General features: G+C 65.2%; 23 protein-coding genes and 1 tRNA gene. 19 read left to right on the forward strand and 5 right to left on the reverse strand.

The features are described 5' to 3' along the window. The first annotated feature begins 112 nt into the window (after positions 1-112). The 5 genes from ACFQMF_RS03150 to ACFQMF_RS03170 are packed head-to-tail and all read left to right on the forward strand — an operon-like array spanning position 113 to position 1,564. On the forward strand, positions 113-493 hold the full coding sequence (locus ACFQMF_RS03150; protein WP_256407750.1) for an SWIM zinc finger family protein: 381 nt from the start codon (positions 113-115) through the stop codon (positions 491-493). Then, positions 493-894 carry a DUF6166 domain-containing protein gene (locus tag ACFQMF_RS03155; protein ID WP_379791547.1) on the forward strand — a complete coding sequence of 134 codons (402 nt, stop codon included), beginning with the start codon at positions 493-495 and terminating at the stop codon, positions 892-894. Before ACFQMF_RS03150 ends, ACFQMF_RS03155 begins: the two co-directional genes overlap by 1 nt. Further along, positions 887-1,048 carry a hypothetical protein gene (locus tag ACFQMF_RS03160; protein ID WP_256407748.1) on the forward strand — a complete coding sequence of 54 codons (162 nt, stop codon included), beginning with the start codon at positions 887-889 and terminating at the stop codon, positions 1,046-1,048. The genes ACFQMF_RS03155 and ACFQMF_RS03160 overlap by 8 nt, the downstream gene beginning before the upstream one ends. After that, positions 1,045-1,347: a hypothetical protein gene (locus tag ACFQMF_RS03165; RefSeq protein ID WP_256407747.1), complete on the forward strand. Its 303-nt coding sequence runs from the start codon at positions 1,045-1,047 to the stop codon at positions 1,345-1,347. Before ACFQMF_RS03160 ends, ACFQMF_RS03165 begins: the two co-directional genes overlap by 4 nt. Further along, positions 1,334-1,564 (forward strand): hypothetical protein, encoded by a 231-nt coding sequence (locus tag ACFQMF_RS03170; RefSeq protein ID WP_256407746.1) that lies wholly within the window; start codon positions 1,334-1,336, stop codon positions 1,562-1,564. Before ACFQMF_RS03165 ends, ACFQMF_RS03170 begins: the two co-directional genes overlap by 14 nt. 166 nt (positions 1,565-1,730) lie before the next feature. Here ACFQMF_RS03170 and ACFQMF_RS03175 read toward each other — a convergent pair whose 3' ends face one another. Further along, entirely contained in the window at positions 1,731-1,961 is a 231-nt protein-coding gene (locus tag ACFQMF_RS03175; RefSeq protein WP_256407745.1) for a PadR family transcriptional regulator, read from the reverse strand. Positions 1,962-2,055: 94 nt separating this feature from the next. Between ACFQMF_RS03175 and ACFQMF_RS03180 the strand changes: the two genes are divergently transcribed. The 7 genes from ACFQMF_RS03180 (at position 2,056) to ACFQMF_RS03210 (ending at position 10,202) form a co-directional block, all read left to right on the forward strand. Continuing rightward, the gene (locus ACFQMF_RS03180; protein ID WP_256407744.1) at positions 2,056-3,168 is read left to right on the forward strand and encodes a PDDEXK family nuclease; all 1,113 of its coding nucleotides are present in this window, start codon (positions 2,056-2,058) and stop codon (positions 3,166-3,168) included. Continuing rightward, entirely contained in the window at positions 3,165-3,287 is a 123-nt protein-coding gene (locus tag ACFQMF_RS03185; RefSeq protein ID WP_256407743.1) for a hypothetical protein, read from the forward strand. The genes ACFQMF_RS03180 and ACFQMF_RS03185 overlap by 4 nt, the downstream gene beginning before the upstream one ends. A gap of 62 nt (positions 3,288-3,349) precedes the next feature. Beyond that, positions 3,350-7,264, forward strand: coding sequence for an Eco57I restriction-modification methylase domain-containing protein (locus ACFQMF_RS03190; RefSeq protein ID WP_256407742.1), 3,915 nt, complete (start codon positions 3,350-3,352; stop codon positions 7,262-7,264). Positions 7,265-7,772: 508 nt separating this feature from the next. Next, positions 7,773-8,765: a DUF7983 family protein gene (locus ACFQMF_RS03195; protein WP_256407741.1), complete on the forward strand. Its 993-nt coding sequence runs from the start codon at positions 7,773-7,775 to the stop codon at positions 8,763-8,765. Further along, positions 8,762-9,112: a calcium-binding protein gene (locus ACFQMF_RS03200; protein ID WP_256407740.1), complete on the forward strand. Its 351-nt coding sequence runs from the start codon at positions 8,762-8,764 to the stop codon at positions 9,110-9,112. Before ACFQMF_RS03195 ends, ACFQMF_RS03200 begins: the two co-directional genes overlap by 4 nt. Before the next feature lie 126 nt (positions 9,113-9,238). Beyond that, the gene (locus ACFQMF_RS03205; RefSeq protein WP_256407739.1) at positions 9,239-9,799 is read left to right on the forward strand and encodes a hypothetical protein; all 561 of its coding nucleotides are present in this window, start codon (positions 9,239-9,241) and stop codon (positions 9,797-9,799) included. Positions 9,800-10,118: 319 nt separating this feature from the next. Then, positions 10,119-10,202 (forward strand) — tRNA-Leu (locus ACFQMF_RS03210). 679 nt (positions 10,203-10,881) lie between these two features. Here the strand turns inward: ACFQMF_RS03210 and ACFQMF_RS03215 are convergent. After that, positions 10,882-11,262: a hypothetical protein gene (locus tag ACFQMF_RS03215; RefSeq protein ID WP_256407738.1), complete on the reverse strand. Its 381-nt coding sequence runs from the start codon at positions 11,260-11,262 to the stop codon at positions 10,882-10,884. A 186-nt stretch (positions 11,263-11,448) separates the two neighbouring features. On the opposite strand from ACFQMF_RS03215, the gene ACFQMF_RS03220 reads away from it, so the two are divergent. From ACFQMF_RS03220 to ACFQMF_RS03250, 7 genes are all read left to right on the forward strand, one after another. Further along, positions 11,449-12,777: an outer membrane protein assembly factor BamB family protein gene (locus tag ACFQMF_RS03220; protein ID WP_256407737.1), complete on the forward strand. Its 1,329-nt coding sequence runs from the start codon at positions 11,449-11,451 to the stop codon at positions 12,775-12,777. 116 nt (positions 12,778-12,893) lie between these two features. Continuing rightward, positions 12,894-14,549 (forward strand): CTP synthase, encoded by a 1,656-nt coding sequence (locus tag ACFQMF_RS03225; protein WP_256407736.1) that lies wholly within the window; start codon positions 12,894-12,896, stop codon positions 14,547-14,549. Continuing rightward, complete coding sequence (guaA, locus tag ACFQMF_RS03230; RefSeq protein WP_256407735.1) at positions 14,550-15,467, forward strand: glutamine-hydrolyzing GMP synthase; 918 nt, start codon at positions 14,550-14,552, stop codon at positions 15,465-15,467. It abuts the gene before it with no gap. After that, positions 15,467-15,889: a DUF7126 family protein gene (locus ACFQMF_RS03235; protein WP_256407734.1), complete on the forward strand. Its 423-nt coding sequence runs from the start codon at positions 15,467-15,469 to the stop codon at positions 15,887-15,889. The genes guaA and ACFQMF_RS03235 overlap by 1 nt, the downstream gene beginning before the upstream one ends. Before the next feature lie 105 nt (positions 15,890-15,994). Beyond that, positions 15,995-17,302, forward strand: a complete 1,308-nt coding sequence (locus ACFQMF_RS03240; RefSeq protein ID WP_256407733.1) for an acetamidase/formamidase family protein — start codon at positions 15,995-15,997, stop codon at positions 17,300-17,302. 102 nt (positions 17,303-17,404) lie between these two features. Further along, the gene (gene lhgO, locus ACFQMF_RS03245; RefSeq protein WP_256407732.1) at positions 17,405-18,613 is read left to right on the forward strand and encodes an L-2-hydroxyglutarate oxidase; all 1,209 of its coding nucleotides are present in this window, start codon (positions 17,405-17,407) and stop codon (positions 18,611-18,613) included. A gap of 198 nt (positions 18,614-18,811) precedes the next feature. Further along, positions 18,812-20,284, forward strand: coding sequence for an acetyl-CoA hydrolase/transferase C-terminal domain-containing protein (locus ACFQMF_RS03250; RefSeq protein ID WP_256407731.1), 1,473 nt, complete (start codon positions 18,812-18,814; stop codon positions 20,282-20,284). An 85-nt stretch (positions 20,285-20,369) separates the two neighbouring features. Here the strand turns inward: ACFQMF_RS03250 and ACFQMF_RS03255 are convergent, their stop codons facing one another. From ACFQMF_RS03255 to ACFQMF_RS03265, 3 genes are all read right to left on the reverse strand, one after another. After that, complete coding sequence (locus tag ACFQMF_RS03255) at positions 20,370-20,612, reverse strand: hypothetical protein (RefSeq protein ID WP_256407730.1); 243 nt, start codon at positions 20,610-20,612, stop codon at positions 20,370-20,372. Next, the gene (locus ACFQMF_RS03260; RefSeq protein WP_256407729.1) at positions 20,609-22,600 is read right to left on the reverse strand and encodes a TRAP transporter permease; all 1,992 of its coding nucleotides are present in this window, start codon (positions 22,598-22,600) and stop codon (positions 20,609-20,611) included. The genes ACFQMF_RS03255 and ACFQMF_RS03260 overlap by 4 nt, the downstream gene beginning before the upstream one ends. Positions 22,601-22,683: 83 nt before the next feature. Further along, positions 22,684-23,832 (reverse strand): TAXI family TRAP transporter solute-binding subunit, encoded by a 1,149-nt coding sequence (locus ACFQMF_RS03265; protein WP_256407728.1) that lies wholly within the window; start codon positions 23,830-23,832, stop codon positions 22,684-22,686. Between the last annotated feature and the right edge of the window lie 19 nt (positions 23,833-23,851).

Below are 23,851 nucleotides of genomic sequence, written 5' to 3' on the forward strand. Positions count from 1 at the left end.
TCAACGCGCCGGGTCGCGGGTATGCGGAGGACCCCTGCTGTACTGAGCACGCCGAGAGGGCACGTGGTCGGGTCTACGTTCGAGACGTGCGACAGCGAGGGGGTGAAGCCTGATGTCCTCAGAATCGGTCCAGCCCGACATCGAGCCGCGAACCCTCCGGGCCGCGACCGAACACATGACGGTCATCGAGGAGGCGGATGCGCTGTTCTCAGTCACGACGCAAAGTGGCTCCGAGTACACCGTCGACCTCCGCGAGCCAGCGTGTACGTGCCCGGACTTCGAGTATCGAGACGGTGTCGACGAGTGCAAGCACATTCGGCGTGTCCGTATCGAAGTGGGTCAGGTCGACACCGACGCGCTTGAAGCCCGGCTCGCGGAGACGGCTGACGACTTCGACGCGAACGCCGCCAACCTCGAACAGCAGGCCCAGGAACTTGCCCGGACCGCCGACGAACTTCGTGACGCACTGGACCGGCTGGAGGAGGTGGCATGATGTCGCGTCAACCCCTGGGTTCGACCGGTGGAAACACCCGTCCACGACCCTCGGACGAAGGGGAACAGTCCGGGATTTCGACGGAACACGTCTACCAAGGAAGCCGGGACCCGACCGCACCAGTCGGCCAGGAGTGTACAGTCACGGTCGATGGTGAACCGCTGGACTGTCGGTATGACCTCCTTTCAGCATCTCCGAGTGGCTTCGAGTGGGGATATGGTGGAAGCGGTCCTGCAACCCTGGCGATAGCGATACTCGCACACGCCTTCGACGACGACTTCGCCACGACCCACTACCAGCAATTCAAGCGCGAAGTCATAGCGAATCTCCCCGAGGACAGGTGGACACTCAGAACGTCAGACCTCGATGCGTGGCGTCGGGAGGTGGTCAGTGATGCTTAACCGGTACTTCCGCCTGATGCGGTGGTGGCTCAGGCGCTGGTATCCTGTGTTCCGGTGGTTCGGACGAGTCACCGGTCAAGAGGAGTACGTCGAGCGGGCTATCGACGTGACGGAGGACAACTTCGAGCGGATTCTGGAGGGCGACGACGAATGAGCCGTCCTGACCCTGCGGCGGCGATGAACGGTGTCGGTACTGGCCACATTTGCGATAGGTGCTCCGCTCGCATCCAGCACGGGGACAAGGCTGGGATGTACGTGACCTGGTACGACGAAGGCGGCTGGACACCCAGACGCACTTGGTGTCTCGACTGCTGTCCCGAGGAGGTCGACCCCGCCACCGACGACGCCGACGAAGCAGTTCTCCTCGGCGTGTTCTTCGCGCACCGGTTAGTGTCGGTAACCGTCAGAGACAGGAGCCTACCCCGTCAGGAGGCAAACGATGAGACGGTTTGAGCCGGGCGACTGGGTGAGGGTCGACATCCCTGACACCGAGGACCCCGACTTCGACCAGTTCCACGGTCGGCATGGCGAGGTCGTGGACGTGCTGGAGGATGATGCGGGTCAGGAGACGGGCGACGAGCGTGACGCGCACCTGTTCACCGTGGAGTTCGAGGACGGGTCGACGCACGGCTTTCGCTGGCGGGACCTTCGCCCAGCACCGGAGGGGTGAGTCCCGTGCCCATCGCTCGGAAGGTCGAAGAAGCGTGTCCCCAGTGCGGCGACGATAGTGACGTATGGATGTTCGAGAAACCCGAGGGGTCAGTCACGAAGGAGTGCTATACCTGCGAGACGTGCGGGTGTGAGTGGTCAGAAATCGTCGACTGCTGACCACCTTCTTATTCACCGAGCGCGTCAAGCAACTGTTCTCCGTTCTCGGTTAGACGGTAGTACTTCGTGTCGTCTTCGACTCGGTCAACCTCAATCATTCCAGCCTCGCGGAGTTCATCCAGATGGACGTAGACAGTCCCGCGATTCAGGCCCAGTTCACGTTGTAGTTCGTAGCCATAACTGGGCTCCTCGCGGAGAGTCAAGAGGATGTTCAGCTTTGCCTCGCCGATTAGACTCACGTCGGGAAATCCGGCACAGCGACCCATCAACGCCGTATTGGAAACTTCCAAGACTTGGAAAAATCCAATATACTATGGCCCCGTTGAAGCCGCCATGCGCCTTTTCGAGTTCGACCGCGACCGGGACGAACCGCGCACGCTGGAGCTGGACCGCGAAGCAGTCGAGACCGAATGGCAACTGGAGTCATGGCTCCACGCCAACCCCGAAGTCATCCTGAACGAGCCACTGCTGATTTTTGGTCGGCAGTACAGTCTCAGTACCGGCCTCCCTGACCTGCTCGCGCTCGACCAGTGGGGCAACGTCGTCGTGGTTGAACTCAAGAAAGGCCAGAGCGGCTCCGGGAGTGCCAGCGAGGAGACGATTCTCAGCCAGCCCCAGAATTACGCCTCCGACCTCAGCAACTACGAGTACGCGGACCTGGAGGACATCTACCGCGAGTACAAAGCCAACGTCCGGGACGAGTGGGAGGTCAGCGAGTCGGCGGTTGTCGAGGACACGCTCAAGGAAGCCCACGAGACCGCGCTCGGTGGTGATGTCGAGGAGTCCGAGTTCAACACCCACCAACGAATGGTCATCCTCGCCGAGGAAATCACCTCGCGCACCGAGAACAACGCCCGGTACCTGCTTGAGCAGGGGTTGGCCGTCCAGTGCGTTGCAGTGCAGCGATTCGAGACAGACGATGAACGGGAGTTTCTGGTAGCTTCGACGGTCGTCGATTATCCCCTGTCGAGGGTTCAGCCCGAGGACAGCAAGGTCGACTACTCCCACCTGATTCGAAACGTTCGTGACCGGGTTTTTGCCGAAGTCTCGGATGTAACGCGCCACGAGAGGCCGGGAGATATGAGCGGGGCAGCGTCCCGGCGGCTCGGCTTCCATTCACAGCATCCGGAGCATCCTGATTCGGTTCTCTATCGATTCACGCCGCGTATGGTGGAACAGGGACGGGCTACCGTGAGTATCGGCCTCTTTGGGTCGGATACCGACGAGAAGGACCAGGTTCGGGAGGTCGTCGCGGCACACGCTGGCGAACTGGAGGGCTACAAAACGAGCGACGAACACCGCCCGAACAGTAATCTGGTGTACCTGGAGTTTGAGATGCTGGACCGCGAGCCAGACGAGGAGTTCGTTGAAGCCGTGGCTGAGGAGATGACCCGCCTGATACAGCACTACCATCCGTTACTCGTCGAGGAGGTCGGTTCCGAGTGATTGGGTTCATTATCGGCTTCGTGCTCACGATACTGGTGATACTGGGACTGGTGATGTTCGGGCAAGCGATGGTAGGCGACCCGAACGATGTCGTGCCGGAGGAAGAGGATGGCACGTAGCTACGCCATGTACGTCAGCCATTCACTTGCTTTTTTGATGGGTGGCTGAGTTAGCGGGCACAATGGCAGATTCTACGGCACTCTACGAGTCTCTCCATCGCATCGCCGAACGGACAGACGATGATATGAGCGAGCGCGATGTCGAGAATCTGTTTCTGGAGACCGGATTCTACGATGCACTCGGGTACGAGGGAACCGGAACCGACCTCCGCAGTGAGTTTACGCTCCCCGATGACCGCCGTCCAGATTACATCACGCTCGACTCGAACGAGGCAGTAACGGCTGTCTACGAGTTCAAGACGACTGGCCGGTCTCTCCCCGACCACGAATCGCAGTTGTTCCACTACATGGAGCATCTCCGTTCAGAGTACGGGATGCTAACGAACGGAGAGGAACTCCGGCTCTACCGGCGAGACCAGGACGCGCCGATGCTCACGGTTGCTCTTGACGCTGTGACCGAGAGCCATGCCCGCGACCTCGTGAGCGCCCTCGAAAAGCGGGAGTTCGACCTGACAGACCCCGAGGACGTGAACCAGTTCCTTGCCGACTTGGAGCCCATCCCGCTGGACGAGCAGGCAGAACTCGGCCAAGAACACTTCTTCGACACCTTCCGATTAGAGGACGGCAGTCCGTTCGCTGACCTCGTCACTGGGATGATGGATGTGCTGCACGAACTCCGCGACGAGCAGGACGCCAAGTTCGTGAAGGGTGCCTACGATTTCTGGGAGGCAACCTACGCCGACGAGCCCGATGAAGTCCCCAACTCGTGGGACCCGTTCATCAACGGCAAGCAGTCGCTCCGGGACTTCATGTTCTGTCTGGAGAGTGGTCACGCCCTGCTCGCCCGGCTCCTCTTGGCGAAGGCCACTGAGGACCACGACTTTTTCGCTGGCACTGGCTACGAGGGGATGGACGACTACTTCCGGGGCTTGCAGGGCTTCGGCGACACCATCAACCTCGACGCCTTCCCCGTCGCGGCGGACAACCTCATCGACGACATGCAAGAGCAGTTGGTCGAGGGGCTGTTCCAGGACGACATCTTCATCTGGTGGACTGATGGCTACGCTGAACAACTCTCACGCGGGCACGAGACCGGTGCAAACCAGTTCGAGGATGTCGCCCGAGGAACGGGCGACGTGGAGCGGGTAAGTGAGGCCACGCGAAACCGCTTCAGCCGCGCCGTCGCGGAGGTGTTCTTCAACGTCCTACGGTTCGACTTCGAGGACGTGGAGGGCGACCTGCTGGGGGACCTCTACCAGCGATACTTCGACCCGGAGACGCGCAAGGCACTGGGTGAGTTCTACACGCCTCAGCCCGTCATCGACTACATTATGGACGGTGTCGAGTACGAGCGTGGTGTCTCAAACGAGCGGCTCATCGACCCGTCGTGCGGGTCCGGCACGTTCCTCGTGGAAGCCGTCGAGCGATATATCGAGGACGTAGAGACATTTGAAGACGACCCGGACTGGGAGGAACACCTGCGGGACCTCTGTACCCGCCCGCGCATCGTCGGACTGGACATCCACCCGTTCGCGGTGCTGATGGCCCAGATTCGGTTCGTGGTCGCTATCCTCCCAGCCTACCGCGAGGCCAAGACCCAGAACCCGGGATTCACGCTTCGGCGGCTCCCAATCTACCGGACGGACACGCTCCGGAATGAGCGGGAGCTGACCGGCGCGGACCTCGGCGACGACGGCACCCGGCAGATGACCTTCGACGCGATGACCGAGGACGACCAGGACGTGCGGATTCCCGTGCCGCTTCCGGTCGAGGTAGACGAGGAGGAGGCCGCAGAGACGGAGGACGGGTTCCTGGTGCGTCGGGTGCGGATGCCGCTGTTCGACACCATCCAGTTGGAGACGGGGGTGAGCAACTTCGACGAGTACTTTGCGGCTCTGCAAGGCGTGTTGGACACTGTTAAGGACCACATGGCGCTGGCTGAGGAGTTCGGAGGCGACTTCGATTGGACCTACCAGAGCGGGCTGGAAGAGCGGATAAATGCCCACACGTCACAGGAGTACTCCGGCGTCGAGGAGTTCTTCGCGCCCTACGTCGACGACATGTTGGAGAACGTTCGGTACCTTCAGGAGGAGCACAACGACGGGCGGCTATTCAAGATGTTCGAGGACACCGTGCTCGCGCTCGTCGTGAAGAATTACATGACCTACGATTACGTCGTGGGGAATCCGCCCTATGTCCGTACCCAGAATCTCCCAGATAGGCAGAAAGAGATGCTGGACCGGCTGTATGATTCCACAACGGGGAACTACGACATTTACTGTCCGTTCTACGAGCGGGGCCTCGACTGGCTCCGTGAAGGAACCGGAAAACTCGGATTCATCACCCCGAACCAGTTCATGGTAACTGACTACGGCGAGGGTCTGCGGCGTGTCCTGCTTGAGGAGGCGCGCATCGAGGAGGTCTATGATTTCCGTGACTCCGGCGTGTTTGAAGACGCGAAGAACTACCCTGCTATCGTTATGCTGGAAGACGAGCCGGACTCCGATGAGCGTGAAGCGAACGAAATCCGGTGTGTCAGAGTCAAGGCTGATACGAAAGCGCCTACGAACCGCGACCTCGATACGGCGGTCATCGAGGCCGTCCGCGAGCATCGCGGTGAGCCGGGATACGAGGACGAACTGATTAACGTGTTCGACTATCCGCAGGGGGACTTGGATGACGGGTATTGGTCGTTGATGCCGCCCGAGGAGTTGAAAATCATCCACAAGATGGAGTCCGCAAGTGATGCGACCGTAGGCGACGTTACGGACTCTGTGTTCGCTGGAACTCAAACCAGTGCCAACAACGTGTTTCTGGTGACACCCGTTGATGCCGACCGTGTCTCTGCTGACGATACTGGCGATACAGTGACAGTGGTGCCGAAAGGTGAGTCCCGTGAGTACGAAATCGAGACGGATGCGCTCCGCCCGTGGTTACAGGGTCGTGACATTAATCGCTGGCGTGGGGATTGGTCAGGCGAGCACGCTATCGTGCCGTATGTTCTTGAGGAGGATGACGACGGCAATCTTACGTCGAACCTCATCGAACAAGAGCGGTTGGAGAGTGAGTTACCGCTGACGTGGGAGTACCTGACCGAGCATCGAGACACCTTAGAGAGTCGAGAAGGTGGCCGATTCGAGGGTCGTGACGACTGGTACGGGTTCGGATACCCCAAGAGTATGACTCGGTTTGAAGACCCGAAGCTCATCTGTTCTGAAATCGCGGCAGAAGCGACGTTCATGCTGGATGACGTTGGGACGTGGTATTTCAAGGCCGCTTACGGTGTCCAGCTTGAAGATAAGTTCAAAGACCGGACAGATACGTTCGCTGGGCTGTTGAACTCTAACGCGCTGGACTTCTATCTCAAGCACTACACGACGCTGAAAGTCGATGGGTACTACAAATACACTACAAACTATCTGACTCCCCTCCCGATTGCCTGGGGTGACGACAGCGACCGTGCCGAGATATGTAATCACATATCAGAGATTACGACGGCGTTAGATACGGAAAGCAAGACCGAACGGTTTCCGGAGGCGTACCTCGGAGAGTTTGATGGCGAACTCGATTACATCAACTACGAATGGCAGACCCGCCGTTATCCGGTGAACGCCGAGGTGCAGGGTGACGTAGATGGGAACTTTACAGTCCAGGCTGGCCGGTCCGATATCATCAACGACCCAGCGATGTACGCAGACGACCGCGAATCCCGGAAGCGCCGCGCTGAGTACGTTCATGCGGCTGTTGATGGACGTAATGTTAAGAGCGGTGAGACAACTACTATCCCCATTCCACGTAGCGACAGTGGTGTTGAGACACTGCTGGAAGCCCTGCGTTCAGACGAGGCAACTGTGACTGAAACCAATCTTGAAGAGTTAGAAGAGAAGGTGAATGAAATGATATACCGTATGTTCGGTATTACAGCTGAAGAACAGGACGTGATTGAGGAGTACTTAGAGACGTTTCGGGTGTACTGAGACTATCGAACACTCGGCTGATAACCCGGTTTCTCGTCTCGGTCGAGGTTCTTCGCCTACCGTGACGTAGTTATCCTGTGGTTTTAGCTGTGTCATGAGCAGAGATTGTTACCCACTACGGTACGACTGTTGAGTGCTACCAGTTTAGATAACCATAGGTAATTCTGACCTCCTGAAGGCGACTCTGCTATCAGAAACGCCAGACACCGCGCCGTTGACCCGGGTCCCGAAACCGGCACGGGTCTACACGTCGGAGTCGGCAACCCGGAGCCGTACTTGACGGCGCTGGTAGCAGGGTCGGTCTGCATAATCTCTACTCTCAGACGCTAAAACGAATTAATTCGAGCGAATCAGCATTTCTCTATTATATTGTGTTAAGACGCCGGACCCGTATCCCTCGAATTAAATCGGTAAAGGGACTGTATTGCCTGATTAGGGGCACATCCGTTCGCTTCGGTAGTCCTGACTCGGAGCAAGGTTTAGCGTGCTTCCCCCGCGAACACGACGTATGCCTTTCAGTGTCACCTGGCACACGCTCTTGGACGAACTCGACGACCTCCCCGAGGGGTCGACACTCATCACGCCGCTATCGAATGACCGCTTTCGCGTCAACGACGTACAAGAACAACGGGTCATCATCGAGTTTCTCGACCGCGACATCGACGAAACGCGTCCACTTCAGCGCGACCAGTTCGAAACGCTATACCGGCATATAACCGACGAGCCGGGGGGTTTCGAGCTTGACCGCCTGCCGCCCGACGGTGACCCGTATCCCGCCGTGCTGAGTCTTCATCCGCGCTTCGAGGTCGACGAAGACGCCGGGGTCATCACCAAAACCGAGGGACCAACCTCGACGCAACTGCTCGACGGTGAGCCAGACACCGACGAGGAACGAACCGAACCCGAGGGGCTGGACGTGTATGCGGACGCTCTCCTACTCATCGACGCGCTTGAACGCCACGACGTGGCCGACCTCCCCGAGATGGAGACGGACGCGCTGGTGAATCTCTACACCCTGCTCTCGGACGTACAGCGGGACGCCAACGACCTCCGCAAGGACGTGGCTGACGTACTGTTGAATCGCCTCCACCACGACCGTCCGGTAAGTGGGCCGTTCGGCTCCGTCCAGCGCACGACACGGCGGAACCGCTCGCTCAAGGACGACGAGGAAGTGCTGGCGGTCCTCGAAGACGCGGGTATCGACCGCGAGCGCGTGCTGGGAGTCGACCGCGACAAAGTAGACGACGCACTCGACGTGACGGAACTCTCCGAAAGCGACGTGTACGACATCGAGGAGAGTGAGTACGTCCGCAAGGCGGAGGTTGACGAGGAACGCAAGGAGACGCGCCTCCAAGGTCTCAAAGACCAACTCGCGGCCACCGAAGGCGAGGAAGCCGAGGAACTCCGCGACGAGATAGAAGAGCTTGAGAGTCGCATCGAGGAGTTGACCGAGTTCAAATCGGGGGCGTCGTTCCACACGCGGGCTGGCGGTGAGCCATGACCGAGCGAGACGAGGAACGCGAGGAGCGCATCGAGATGCGAGTCATCGTCGATGCCTACACCGTCGAGGAGCAAGCCTACGGCTGGCACGCCTACCTGGACGACTTGATTGACTTCCCCTTCGAGGCGCGGTGTACCACCGAACGGGAGGAATCACCGCTGAAGGAAGGTGAGACAGTACGCGTCGTCGGAATGTCGTCGACGGAGCCGACGCTCAGCCAGCAGTACGTAACCGTCGAGTGGATGGACCGCGAACTCGGCGTTCCACTGGAGCAACTGGAACCCGTGAATGTCGATGACGACACGAAGCAAGCCATCGAGGACTGGTATTACTGGCTCGAACGTTGACTGGGATGCCGGTTTCTCGCCCGGCCCGTGTAACTACGTTCCGTGAGACTGATGGGATTCACCGGAGCCGACCTGCCGTCAACTCCGTCGAAACCGTTGTGACCGCGTAGGCCCTGGTTTCATCTAATGCCGGTCAGCGTCGAGGTGACGCCGCGTTACGTCCGCCGTGCTCGACAAATCAGTCAGGAGCGGATGGGCTCGTTCGAGGATAATGATGAGTGGTATAGTGACGCGGGCGAACAGGGGTGGGGACATGAAGCTCACAAGCGCCACTTCATCGGTGCTCTGGGAGAAATGGCGTTTGCCATCTACTACGACCTTCAGGTCGACACAGAAACGTTCTCTCGGACAGACGGTGGTTCAGACTTCCGGGTTCGGTTTGCTGAGCGGGACGCCTCCGATGAAACGGTAGAAGTCGATGTCAAGTGCTCACCGGCTGAGAATCCCGACCTGATTGTGGAGACGGATAGCGTCGATGCTGACTACTACGTACAGTGTCGTCTTCCGCATGGACCCCCAGAGAACGACGAGCGAACCACTGTCGAGATGTTGGGCGGAGCGACCAAGGAGATGCTACTCAACCGAGAGCCACGGAGGTCACTGAAGTATGGGCACTACAACTACCACGTCGGTCCAGAGTATCTCCTGGAGTTACCCCCACCCGGTGCTGTTCAACCGATAGAGTAGTCGCGCAGGACTGCTCGACGCTGTACTGATTCACCCCTCAAAACGTCGATTTTGCAGGTCCGTCATTTTCGTTCGACCCCGCTCAACCCTCAAAATGTCCGGTCGAAATCCGTCCCCGACGGCACCGGGTTGGGACCCTGCTGAGGCCCCAAAACGTCAGTCTCACTTGGTCCGTGGACGTGGAATCTTTATTACAGCATGACCCAAAACGTCGGTCGCGGGTCCGTCAAAACCTGACGGTGGAACGAGGACATATCGCCTCCGTATGGCGATTCAATCCGAAAGGGCTTACACAGACAACCATCAAGAAAACACGCGTGCGAGGGTAGCCAAGCCTGGAAACGGCGGCGGACTCAAGATCCGCTCCTGTAGAGGTCCGTGGGTTCAAATCCCTCCCCTCGCATGAGCGCGTCACAGCGCGCGAATGCACAAGCGGGAGGATTCGAATCAGGGAGCGCCTCCGGCGCGACCGTGGTTCAAATCCCTCCCCTCCCCTCGCATCGCCGGGGTCCACCCCCCGTGATGCGGGAAGACGCTCTCGGAGCGCTCTTCCCTCGCAAAACTTCATCCGAAACCCGAACAGTGACGGCTAGGAAGCCGGATGATACACGATGCGGTGGCGCGCGCCTCCGAGCGGCCGCCGGTGGCGGCCGCGAAGGAGCGCGTGCGAGGGAGTCGGTCGTCCGAAGCAACGCGGAAGACGACCGACGAGGCTGGGGAGGCGTGAGGCTTCGGTTGTGGTGCGGTCGGGTGAGACTCAAAGGGGCAGTCGCGAGGGCGACTTAGGCGACGAAAGCACCGCAAGGAGCGAGCAGCGCGAGCGACTGAGGAGCGCAGCGAGCGTAAGTCGCCCTCGCGGCTGGGGCTTTGGAGGGTTTCACCGGTAATCCGGTGTCAATCGCGTCTGGCCGAGCGGCTGGGGCTTTGGAGGGTTTCACCGGTAATCCGGTGTCAATCGCGTCTGGCCGAGCGGCTGGGGCTTTGGAGGGTTTCACCGTCGGTCCGTGCTCATCTATCTATAACCAAGCGGTCGTGATCTCGGAGCCGTTCACTGCCGATCCGCAACCGTCTACTCAGACATCCTATACCCGCTCCGAAAGCGCGAGTCCGGCGAAGGCGACGACGGCCAACCGGACGCCGACGCCGACGGCGGAGCCGACCCCGGCGACCGCGTTCACGAGGACGGGCCTCGGATCGAGGACGAACAGCAGCGCGGCGCTCGCGCCGAGGTACGCGACCGCGGCGACGACGCCCGTCGCGAGCACGGTCGCTCCGTCGCCCTCGGTCGAGCCCCGTCGCCCGACCGCGACGGTGACGCCGAGCAGGAGGCCGTAGATCAGGACGAACGAGACGAACCGTCCGCCGACCGCGTACAGCGCGACGCTCTCCGGCGACGGGTTCGGTATCGACGACCCGACGATCAGGGGCGGGAGGCGATGCGTCACGGCGACCGCGACCGCCACGACCGCGGCGACCGCGGGCGGGACCGGGACCAGTTCATACCGACCGAGCGGTGCGGCCGCGACCCACGAGTGCCTTTCGCTCCGGGCGCGCTCTCCCGCCCCCTCGTCGCCGCACCGCCCCCCGTCGCCGCACCGCCGCGCCGCCGAGCGACACGGCTTTTTACCCTCACCCGCGAATCGCTACCCATGACCGAACGAACGCGTCGCGACTGGCTCCGGATCGCCGGCGGCGTCGGCGTCGCGGGGCTCGCCGGATGCAGCTCGCTCGGAGACGACCGGTCGACCGACGGGACCGACTCGCCCGACGGCGACGTCGAGTCCGACTTCGAGGGCGTCGACCTCCCGCTGGCCCTCGACGACCGCCCGCAGTCGCCGGACGGCCTCGCGACCCAGTTCCGGCAGGGGCTCCGGAACCACGGCCACATCGACGCGACGATCCCCGAGGCCGTCGAGGTGGCGTGGAGCGTGCCGGCGAACCGCGGCGACCACACCGCCTCGAAGGGGAGTCCGATACGGGCGCCGTCGGGCGACGTCCTCCTCGCCGACGACACGGGCCGGATCCAGTCGATCGCGTCCGACGGGACCGTGACCTGGTCGACCTCGATCTCCGACGACGACCGCGGGAGCCACGGCACCCCCGCGGTCGCCGACGGCACGGCCTACGTGGGGACCTACGACGGCGTCGTCTCCGCGGTCTCTGTCGCGGACGGCGAGGTCCTGTGGCAGACCGAGGTCGGCGACGCGGCGGCCGCCAGCCCGACCTACCACGAGGGCCGGCTGTACGTCGCCGTCGAGTACGCGACGCCGAGCGGGACCGTCGTGATCATGGACGCCGAGAGCGGCGAGGTGGAGTGGCGCGACGACCGGCCGACCGACCACCCGCACTCGACGGTCGCCGTCGACCTGGAGCGCGACCGCTTCCTCTTCGGCTCGAACGACGGCCACGTCTACGCGTGGTCGCTCTCCGACCGCGAGCGGGCGTGGACGTTCGACACCGGCGGCGACGTCAAGGCCCCGATCGCGGTCTGCCGCGGGATCGCGGTCGTCCCGTCGTGGGCCGGCACCGTCACCGCCGTCGACGTCGCGGACGGCACGGGGCTCTGGGAGTTCGAGACCGACGAGAGCGTCTCGCCGACGGACGACCCCGACCCGGGCCGGACGGGCGGGGTCATGTGCGCGCCCGCCGTCCACGACGGGACGGTCTACGTCGGGAGCCACGACAGCAGCGCCTACGCGATCGACCTGGCGACCGGCGAGGAGCTGTGGTCGACCCCGACGGGCGGGTGGATCACGGGGAGCGTGACCGCGACGAACGACCACGTGCTCGTCGGCTCGTACGACGCGAACCTCTACGCGCTCGACCGGGCGGACGGCTCGGTGACCTGGTCCGTCGAGGGTCGGGGCGACGTGAGCAGCGCGCCGCTCGTCGCCGACGGCGCGATATACTACGCCGAGCGCGCCCCGGAGGAGTCGGACGAGGCCGGGCTGTGCTACAAGCTCGTCGCGGCCGACTGACGCGGCCGGCTCGGCGCTCGGGTCCCCGGGCTGCCGACCCCCGCGAGAACGTCACGAACGTCCAGTCGAAACGGTGGGTCCGAAACGGTTTTGCCGGCCCCTGACGGACGGTCGATATGCCAACGGATCCCGACACAGGGTACGACCCGTCGCTGGGTCGGAAGTTCGTGTTCGTCACCGGCGGCGTCATGTCCGGGCTGGGGAAGGGGATCACCGCCGCCAGCACCGGGCGGCTCCTCGCGAACGCGGGCTTCGACGTCACCGCGGTGAAGGTCGACCCCTATCTCAACGTCGACGCCGGGACGATGAACCCCTACGAGCACGGCGAGGTGTACGTGCTCAAGGACGGCGGCGAGGTCGACCTCGACCTGGGCAACTACGAGCGCTTCCTCGGGACCGACATGACGTTCGACCACAACGTCACCACGGGGAAGACGTACCAGCACGTCATCGAGCGCGAGCGCGCCGGCGACTACCTCGGCAAGACCGTCCAGATCATCCCCCACGTCACCGACGACATCAAGCGACGGATCCGCGAGGCGGCCGAGGGCTCCGACGTCTGTCTCGTCGAGATCGGCGGGACGGTCGGCGACATCGAGTCGATGCCGTTCCTCGAAGCCCTGCGCCAGTTCGCCCACGAGGAGGACGACGAGGACATCCTCTTCACCCACGTCACCCTCGTCCCCTACTCGAAGAACGGCGAGCAGAAGACGAAGCCGACCCAGCACTCGGTGAAGGAGCTGCGGTCGATCGGCCTCCAGCCCGACGTCCTCGTCGGGCGCTGCGAGGACCGGCTGGACCCCGCGACGAAGGAGAAGATCGCCCTCTTCTGTGACGTGCCCACCGACGCCGTCTTCTCGAACCCCGACGTCGAGGACATCTACCACGTCCCGCTGATGGTGGAAGACGAGGGGTTGGACGAGTACGTGATGGAGCGGCTCGGCCTCGCCGACGAGGCGCTCCCGAAGGCGGAGCGCTCGACCGAGTGGCGCGAGCTGGTCACCCGCGACCGGGACCGCGAGCTCGACGTCGCCCTCGTCGGCAAGTACGCCCTCGAAGACGCCTACATGTCGATCCACGAGGCGCTGAAACACGCCGGGATCCAGACCGGCACCGAGGTGAACGTCCTGTGGGTCGACGCCGACGAGACCCGCGAGGAGCACGAGGCGCGGCTCGCGTCGGCGGACGCGGTCGTCGTCCCCGGCGGCTTCGGCTCCCGCGGCACGGACGGGAAGATCGAGGCGGTCCGGTACGCCCGCGAGAACGACGTGCCCTTCCTCGGGCTCTGTCTCGGCTTCCAGATGGCGGTCGTCGAACACGCGCGCAACGTCCTCGGCCTCGACGGGGCACACTCCGCCGAGATCGACCCCGACACGCCACACCCCGTCATCGATCTCCTCCCCGACCAGTACGAGACGGAGGACATGGGCGGGACGATGCGGCTCGGCGCCCACGAGACCGACATCGAGCCCGGCACGCTCGCGGCGCGGGTGTACGACGCCGACGCCTGCACGGAGCGCCACCGCCACCGCTACGAGGTGAACCCCGAGTACATCGACGCGCTGGAGGCCGACGGGCTGACCTTCTCCGGGCGCGCCGACAACCGGATGGAGATCCTCGAACGCCCGGACCACCCGTTCTTCTTCGGGACGCAGGCGCATCCCGAGTTCCGCTCGCGCCCCGACCGCGCGAGCCCGCCGTTCGTCGCGCTCGTGGAGGCGGCGCTGGGATCGACGGACACAACCGAGCGGAACGCGGACGTGAGGCTATAGATGGTCGAGACGGAGGCGTTCATCGACGAGGCGATAGCGGAGATCCGGGCGGCGATCGGCGACGCGAACGCCGTGATCGCCCTGTCGGGCGGCGTCGACTCCTCGGTCGCGGCGACGCTCGCGTACGAGGCGGTCGGCGACCAGCTCACCCCCGTCTACGTCGACACGGGGCTGATGCGCAAAGGGGAGACCGAGGAGATCCGCGACACGTTCTCGTTCATGGAGTCGCTGCGGGTGATCGAGGCGCAGGACCGCTTCTTCGACCGACTGGCGGGCGTCACCGACCCCGAGGAGAAGCGCCACGTCATCGGCGAGGGGTTCATCGACGAGTTCGAGACGGTCGCGCGCGACGTCGACGCCGACTACCTCGTGCAGGGGACGATCTACCCCGACCGCATCGAGTCGGAGGGGAACATCAAGTCGCACCACAACGTCGGCGGGCTCCCCGAGGTCGTCGACTTCGAGGGGATCGTCGAGCCCGTGCGCGACCTCTACAAGGACGAGGTCCGCGAGGTCGCCCGCGAGCTCGGCCTCGAAGCGATCATCTCCGAGCGCATGCCGTTCCCCGGCCCCGGGCTCGCCGTCCGCATCGTCGGCGAGGTGACGCCCGAGAAGGCCGACGTCGCCCGCGAGGCGACGCACGTCGTCGAGGAGGAACTGGTGGAGTACGACCCGTGGCAGGCGTTCGCCGCGGTCCTCGGGAAGGCGACGGGCGTCAAGGGCGACAACCGCGTCCACGGCTGGGTCGTCGCCGTGCGCTCGGTCGAGAGCCGCGACGGGATGACCGCCCGCGCACAGGAGCTCGACTGGAGCACGCTCCAGCGGATCCAGAGTCGGATCACCGGCGAGAACGAGGACGTCGCCCGCGTCGTCTACGACGTGACCCACAAGCCGCCCGCGACGATCGAGTACGAGTGATGGCGGGCCAGTCACTCCCCCGCCCCGACGGCGGTCGCACCGAGGGCGACCGCGCCGCCGAGCCCGCCACCGACGGGGGCGCGCTCGCCGTCGTCGCCGGCCCCGACGAGCACGGCCTCGGCGAGGAGCTCGCCGCGCTCGGCGTCGCGGTCCGCCGGATCGACGGGCTCGTCACCGCCGACGCGCTCGCCGACGCTGGCATCGCCGAGGCCGCCTACTTCGTCCTCACCGACGTCGAGGAGGCGACCGGGATCCCGATCGCCAAGGAGCTGAACCCGGACGCCCTCGCCGTCACGTACGCCGAGCGGTCGCTGCCGGAGTTCGTCGCCGGCGTCGCCGACCTCGCGGTCGACCCCGCCCTGATGGACGCCGCGACGGTCGCCGAGGAGCTGGTCGACGGCGCCGCCGACCGCGCGGCGTAGCCGGCCTGACCGGTCGCGTTCGCCCGGTCTGAGACCGGTCGCACGCTCACCGCTCCTTCCGCGAGCAGTAGCGTTATTTCGGTCTCGCACGTAGGATGATATGGTATGTCACAGCAGGAAGTGAGCGAGGAGCTGTACGTCGATCAGTACACGCTCGGGCTGGTGGGGCCCGACCAGGAGTGGGCCGGAACCGTCGCCGACGGCGGGACGATACGGACGTACACGCCGCCGGGGTGTTGGGGGCCGATGGTCACCCCCTCGTTCCGGGGCGGCCACGAGGTGACGCGGCCGATCCGCGTCGAGGGCGCCGAGGTCGGCGACGCCGTCGCGATCCGCATCCGCGACGTGGAGGTGACGAGCATGGCGACGAGCACGGGGTCGATGGCCGAGCGCGAGGAGGCGTTCCGCGACGACCCGTTCGTCGACCACCGCTGTCCCGAGTGCGGGACGACGTGGCCCGACTCGGTCGTCGAGGGGACCGGCGAGGACGCGATCCGCTGTGCCGAGTGCGGCGCCAACGCCTCCTCGTTCGGCTTCGAGTACGGTTACACCGTCGCGTTCGACCACGAGAACGCGGTCGGCGTCACGCTCGACAAGGAGGGCGCCCACGAGCTCGCGACCGACGCCGACGAGGTGATGGACATCCCCGAGAACTCCCGCCAACACCCGATCCTCCTCTACGAGCCCGACGGGATGCCCGGCACGCTCGGTCGCCTCCGGCCCTTTATCGGCAACATCGGGACGACGCCGCCCGTGACGATGCCCGACTCGCACAACGCGGGCGACTTCGGCCAGAGCCTGATCGGCGCCGACCACGACTACGGGGTCGAGACGGAGGCGGACCTCGAACAACGCACCGACGGCCACATGGACATCCCGGAGGTCCGGCCGGGCGCCACCCTGATCTGCCCCGTCGCCGTCGACGGCGCGGGGATCTACGTCGGCGACCTCCACGCGAACCAGGGGGACGGCGAGCTCTCGCTCCACACCACCGACGTGAGCGGCACCGTCACCATGGACGTCGAGGTGATCGAGGGGCTCGACCTCGACGGCCCCGTCCTGCTCCCGAACGAGGCGGACCTCCCGTTCATCAGCGCGCCGTACACCGAGGCGGAGCGCGAGGCCGGCCGCGAGCTCGGCGCCGAACACGGCGTCGAGACCGAGACGGAGATGGCGCCGATCCAGGTGGTCGGCTCCGGCGCCACCGTCAACGACGCCACCCAGAACGCCTTCGACCGCGCGACGAAGCTGCTGGACATGAGCGAGGGCGAGGTCCGGGGGCGCTGCACGTTCACCGGCGGCGTCCAGATCGGGCGGCTCCCGGGCGTCGTCCAGCTCGACATGCTGGCGCCCCTCGATGTCCTCGAAGCGCGCGGCCTCGACGACCTGGTCCGCGAGCAGTACGACCTGTAGCGTCGTCGGCGGGTCGCCGGCGGGTCGCCCGTCTCCGACGCCGCCCTCGCCTGCCCCGAACGGCACCTATATCACACCGCTCCCGGATCCGTCGGACGACCAATGATGCGCCACGACGTCGCCATCGTCGGCGGCGGCTGCGTCGGACTGTCGGTCGCCAAACACCTCGCCGAGCGCACCGACCTCGACGTCGCCGTCTTGGAGAAGGAGCACCACCTCGCCTCCCACCAGAGCGGCCGGAACTCCGGCGTGCTCCACCCGGGGTTCAACTACCCGCCGGGCTCGAAGAAGGCGCGGTTCGCCACGGAGGGGACCGCCCGCATGAAGGCGTACTGCGAGGAGCACGACGTCCCCTGCGAGGAGCTGGGCGTCCTCGTCGTCGCGACGGACGACGAGGAGGCGGCGCGGCTTGACGACCTCGCCGAGCAGGCCGAGGCCAACGGCGTCGCCTACGAGCGGCTCGACTCCCGCGAGGCGATCCGCGCGCACGAGCCGCACGCGGAGGGTCAGGCGGCGTTCCGCGCCCCGGAGGCCGCCTCCGTCGACTCGGAGCAGTACGTCTACGCGCTCGCCCGCGAGGCCCGCGACCTCGGGGTCACGATCTACACCGGCTACGAGGTCTCCCGGATCGAGGAGGCGGCCGAGGGGTACCGGCTCGCGACGAGCAACGGTCGGTTCGAGGTCCCGTACCTCGTCAACGCCGCGGGGCTCCACGCCGACACGCTGGCCCACCAGGTCGGCGTCGGCGAGGAGTACCAGGTGGTCCCGTTCCGCGGCGAGTACTACGAGGTGCGGCCCGAGCGCGCCGACCTCTGCGAGACGATGATCTACCCGACGCCGAACCCCGAGCTCCCCTTCCTCGGCGTCCACTACACCCGCCGCACCGACGGGAAGGTGATCGTCGGCCCGAACGCGGTGCTCGCGTTCGGCCGCGAGGCGTACGACAACACCGACGTGAACCCCCGCGAGCTGCTGGAGACGCTCACCTACGGCGGCTTCCGGCGCCTGCTCGCCTCGCCGCTGATGCTTTCGGTCGCGTGGGCGGAGCTGAACAAGTCGTACCGCAAGGAGAAGTTCGCGACGGCGTCACAGAAGCTCGTGCCCGACGTGCGCGCCGAGGACCTTCAGAAGAGCTACGCCGGGATCCGCGCCCAGCTCGTGAGCGAGGACGGCGACCTGGTGAAAGAGCCGCTGTTCGTCGAGCGCGAGGACGCCGTCCACGTCCTCAACGCCGTCTCCCCCGGGCTCACCTCCTCGCTGCCGTTCGGCGAGCACATCGCGGAGCGGCTCGCGGCGAAGGTGACGGTTTAAGTCCCGGCCGTCCGACGTTGCGACCGCCACTCGCCGGGCGCCGCCGTCGGGCTCACCGCTCCCGCGCGGCGCGTCCCTCGCGTTCGACACCATGACACCCCACGCGTTCACCCCGACTCGCGGCGGCCGCATTCGGGCCGCCACCGACGGTCGCACCGCCCCGAGCCAGCGCCCGACGTCGCCGCCGCGAGGGCGCCGATGAGCCGCGGGCCCGACCGGCGGCCGGTCGAGGACCGGCTCCGCGGCGACCTCCCGATCGTCGACGCGGAGACCGCCGCCGCCGCGCTCGACGCCGACGCGACGGTGCTCACGAGCGGCTTCGGCAGCGTCGGCTACCCGAAGGCGATCCCGCTGGCGCTGGCGTCGTCGCCCCGCGACCTGTCGCTCACGCTCGTCGCCAGCGGGAAGGTCGGCGACGAGATCGACGTCGAGCTGGTCGGCTCCGGGGGGGTCGAGCGCCGCTTCTCCTACCAGTCGTCGCGGGTCGCCCGCGAGAAGACCGACGCCCGCGAGGTCGCCTTCAGCGACCGCAACGCCTCCTCGATCGGCGACGAGGTCCAGTACGGCGGGCTCGTCGACCCCGACGTGGCGGTCGTCGAGGCGGTCGCGGTCGGCGAGGGCTGGTTCGTCCCGTCCACGTCGCTCGGGCAGGTCCCCGCGTTCGTCGAGGCCGCCGACGAGCTGTACGTCGAGCTGAACCGCCACCAGCCGCTCGAACTCCAGGCGCTCCACGACGTGTACCGGCCGGACGCGCCGCCGGACCGCGAGCCGATCCCCCTCACCGACCCCGGCGAGCGCATCGGGACCGCACACGTCGCGTTCGACCCCGCGAAGCTCGCCGGGGTCGTCGAGACGGAGCGGCCCGACTCGACGTACACCTTCCGGGACCCGACCGACGACGACCTCGCGATCGCCGCCAACCTGGGTGAGTTCCTCCGGGGGGAACTGGAGCGCTCCCCGGTCTTCGACGACGCCGTCCACCTCCAGTTCGGCGTCGGCTCGCTCGGCAACGCGCTGATGGGCGAGCTGCAGGCGCTCGACTTCGGCGACCGCGACGTGGTGTACTTCGGCGAGCTCATCCAGGACGGCCTCTTCGACATGCTCGACGCCGGGGGACTGGAAGCCGCGAGCGCGACGTCGCTCGCGCTCACCGACGAGGGCCAGGAGCGCCTCTTCGACGACGTCGAGCGCTACGCCGAGGACGTGGTGCTCCGGCCGGCCGACGTCTCGAACCACCCGGGACTCATCGACCAGTTCGGCGTGATCGGCGTGAACAGCGCGATCGAGGTCGACCTCTACGGGAACGTCAACTCCACGCACGTCCGCGGCGAGCGCATGATAAACGGCGTCGGCGGCTCGGCCGACTTCAACCGGAACTCCCTGATCACGGTGTGCGCGCTCCCCTCGACGCTGAACGACGGCGCCGTCTCGCGGGTCGTCCCGCAGACGTTCCACGTCGACCACACCGAGCACGACGTCGACGTCTTCGTCACCGAGCAGGGCGTCGCCGACGTGCGCGGGCTCTCGCCGGTCGAGCGCGCGGAGCTGATAATCGAGCGCTGCGCGCACCCCGAGTTCGCGCCGGAGCTGCGGTCGTACCTCGACGACGTCTGCGAGCGCGAGTACCACATCCCGCAGGACGTCGAGCGCGCGGCGGAGTGGTTCGAGTGAGCTCGGCCCCACCGGTTTCCGCGGTCGCGTCCGCAGTGAGCAGCGCCGCGAGCGAGCGGGGGAGCGTCGACCGGTCGGCCGGCGGCTACAGGCTGACGCCGCCGCCGGCGAAGTAGAGTAGCACCCACCAGCCGTACCCGACGGCCAGCGCGATCGCCGTCAGTATCTCCAAGGCCGTGACGTAGGTGTCGCTGTGGGTTCTGCGGAACTCCTGAATCAGCTCGATGCGGCGCCAGACCGGCAGCAGCGGATCCGGAATCACCTCTGCGAGGCCGCCCACGTCGGACGTGTCGACCTGGTCTTCGGGCGCCTCTCTGCTCGGGCTCATTGTTTCACCTCTCTGGTGAACGGGTTCTTGAGCCCGCGGACCATCACCTTCTCAGCGAGGAAGACGGCGGTGAAGACGACGATGCCCGCGACCTTCGCGAGCACCATCGGGTACGTCATGACGAGCACGCCGAGCACCGCGAGCGCGCTCCGGGTGAGGATCACGCGCCCGACGGACATCTCGAACGGGTAGTTCAGCCCGTAGATGATGGAGATGGCGCCCATCACGACCAGGAGACCGGTGAAGAGCGTGTTGAGGCCCGGGGACATCGAGATCAGGGCGGGGTTGTAGACGAACGCGACGGGGAGGACGAACAGCGGCGCGGCGATTTTCAGCGCCGCTCCGCAGGTCCGCCAGAAGTTCGCCTCCGCGATGCCCGCCGCGACGACGGCCGCCGTCGCCACCGGCGGCGTGATGCCCGCCAAGATGGCCGCGTAGAACATCGTGTAATGAGCGGTGATCTCCGCGACGCCGAACTCGGAGACGAACGTGGGGACGATGAGGATAGCCACGATGACGTAGGCGGCCACCGTCGGCATCCCGACGCCCATCACGATGGCGACGGCCATCCCGAGCAACACCGCGAACAGCAGGACGCCGCCGGAGAGGTTGATCATCAACAGCGCGATCTTCGCGGGCACGCCGGTCGTCGAGAACAGGTTCACGACGCCGCTGATGACCACGAGGATGATGGCGATGGGCGCGAGGATGATGGCGCCTCGCCGGAAGCCGTGAATCGTGTTCTTGATCTGCGTGACGAACTCCGAGACCGGCGAGACGTCCGACCCGTCGACGAGCCGCTGGAGCGGCGGCATCAGAACGCCCGTGAGCATCATCGCGAACACGGTGTACATCGCCGACGTCATCACCGTGTACTGGGCGAAGCCGAGGTAGTAGATCAGGACGCCGAACGGGATGCCGAATCGGAGCGCCTCGGCGACCTTCTCGTTGCGCGAGAGCGTCTCGTCGAAGAACTCCGAGAACTCCATGTCCTGGTCGCTGGAGTCGCTGATCGCGGTGTAGTGGACCGCGATGGCGATCGACGCGACCAGGATCGCCGCGGGAACCAGCCCCGCGACGACGATGTTGAGGTACGCCACGCCGAGGTACGACGCCATCACGAACGCGGAGGCGCCCATGACCGGCGGGAGCACCTGTCCCGCGGTCGAGGCGACGGCCTCGATGCCGGCCGCGCGGTGGCCGGACATCCCGCTCTCTTGCATCGTCGGAATCGTGAACGACCCCGTCATGGCGGCGTTAGCCGTGTACGAGCCGTTGATAGAGCCGATGACCGCCGAGGAGAGCACGGCCGTCTGTGCCACGCCCGAGCGGATGCGGCCGGCCGCGACGATGGCGAGCCGGAGGATCAGGTCGAACGCGCCGTACGCGAACAGCAGCCCGGCGTACAGGAGGAACGGCGCGATCCAGGACGCGGTCAGCTGCGTGAGCGAGCCGTAGAACCCGTACAGGTCCGTGACCGTCGCCTGGAGGAGGGTCAGCTGGTTCATTCCGGCGTGCCCGAGGACGCCCGGAACGGTGTCGCCGAACATCGCGTACAGCATCACGCCGATGACGAGCCCGAGGAACAGGTTCCCGAACTCGCGCCAGGTGAGATACAGCAGCGAGATGATGATGAGCCGCGCGAGCATGTACTCGTGCTCGCTGGCGAACCCCTGACGGAGGAGATACACCATCTCGAAGTTCAAGAAGAAGTAGAACGACGCCGTGATGAGCACGCCGGCCGACGGCAGCAACACTAATGCGTCTATCCGGCTGCCTTCTTCAAGCGATTCGCGGGTCTCGTTGAGGGCGTACACCGTCATGATGCCGCCGACGAACAGCACGCCGTACCTGACCGTCGACCACTGCTGGGTTGACGCCCACCAGAGGACGACCGTCCAGAACAGGACGGCCGTGAGCGTGACGCTGACGTCGAGACCTCGTATCCATCCCGCGGGACCGGTCTGCCGTTCGGATTGTGTAGCCATGTTTGGGTATCGGTTTGTTTGTCGTAAAATATTAATATTAGTTGGATCCCGGTTCGCCGGTCAGAACGACGCCTCGGGAGGGGTTACGCCGTGTCGCCCTCTTGGAGGCTGTCGTCCCAGGCGTCGTTGTCCCTGTAGTACTGGACGGCACCGGGGTGGACCGGGATGCGCTCCTGCGCGTAGCCGAGCATCTCCTCGGCGGAGTCGTAGTTGTTGAACTGCTCTTCACCGTTGTTGACGACGTCGTTGTGCTCGTGAACGACGCGGCAGAGCTCGTAGACGGCGTCCGGGTTGGCCTCGGGGTTGAACGTGTAGTTGACCTCGAGGTCCCAGGTGAACACCTCGTCGGTGCCGATGTCCGTGCCCGCGATCTGCCAGTCGCTGTAGGACGTCCGGGTCGTGCCGGCGCCGGCGTACGACTCCGCGGACTCGATGAGCGCGTCCGTCGGCTCGACGTAGGTGAGATCGACGCGGGAGGCCATCTCCTGAACGAAGCCGGTGTACCGAACACCGGGTGCGCCGTACGCGATGGACGCGTCGATGGTGCCCTCCTCCATCGCGCCGGGCGCGTCGCCGACGCCCATGTTCTGGATGTTCATCTGGTCGTACACGTCCGCGGTCGGGTCTTGCGACCAGACGTCGAGGGTCGTCGCGCGCGTCGAGTACCCCGGCTCGGCGGGGTAGACGTTCGCGCCGGCGAGGTCGTCGAACGTCTCGATGTCCGTGTCGGCGCGGGCGACGACGTAGATGCTGTACGGGAACGCGCCGAACCCGTACTGTGGAATTCGGGACACCGACTGCTCGGAGAACCGGCCGCGGTCGTCGAGCGCCTTGTTGAGGGAGTTGTTGTCGGTGATGCCGGCGTTGAACTGGTTCTGCGCCATCCGATAGATGGTCCCGATGTAGCCCGGACTCTCGATGGTCGAGTAGTCGAGAATGTCGCTCTCCTGGCTCACCGCGCGCTCGACCGCGAGGCCGACGTCCTGTGTCCCCCCGGCCGATGTCCCCACGCGCAGCGAGAGGTTCTGGCTTCCGTCGTCGCCGTCCTCGCCGTCGGAGCCGTCGTCGCCGTCCATTCCGTCGCCGCCGTCGCCGCCGTCGGAGCCGTCCGATCCGTCGGAGCCGTCGGATCCGTCGCCGCCGTCGCCGCCGCTACAGCCGGCGAGTCCGGCGATACCTACCGCGCCCGTACCGTACAGGAACCTGCGTCGATTAACTGAGTTATCTGCCATGCTCAATCCTGACATTGCG

Origin of the sequence: Halorubrum rutilum (assembly GCF_042665015.1) — an archaeon.
Classification (GTDB): domain Archaea; phylum Halobacteriota; class Halobacteria; order Halobacteriales; family Haloferacaceae; genus Halorubrum; species Halorubrum rutilum.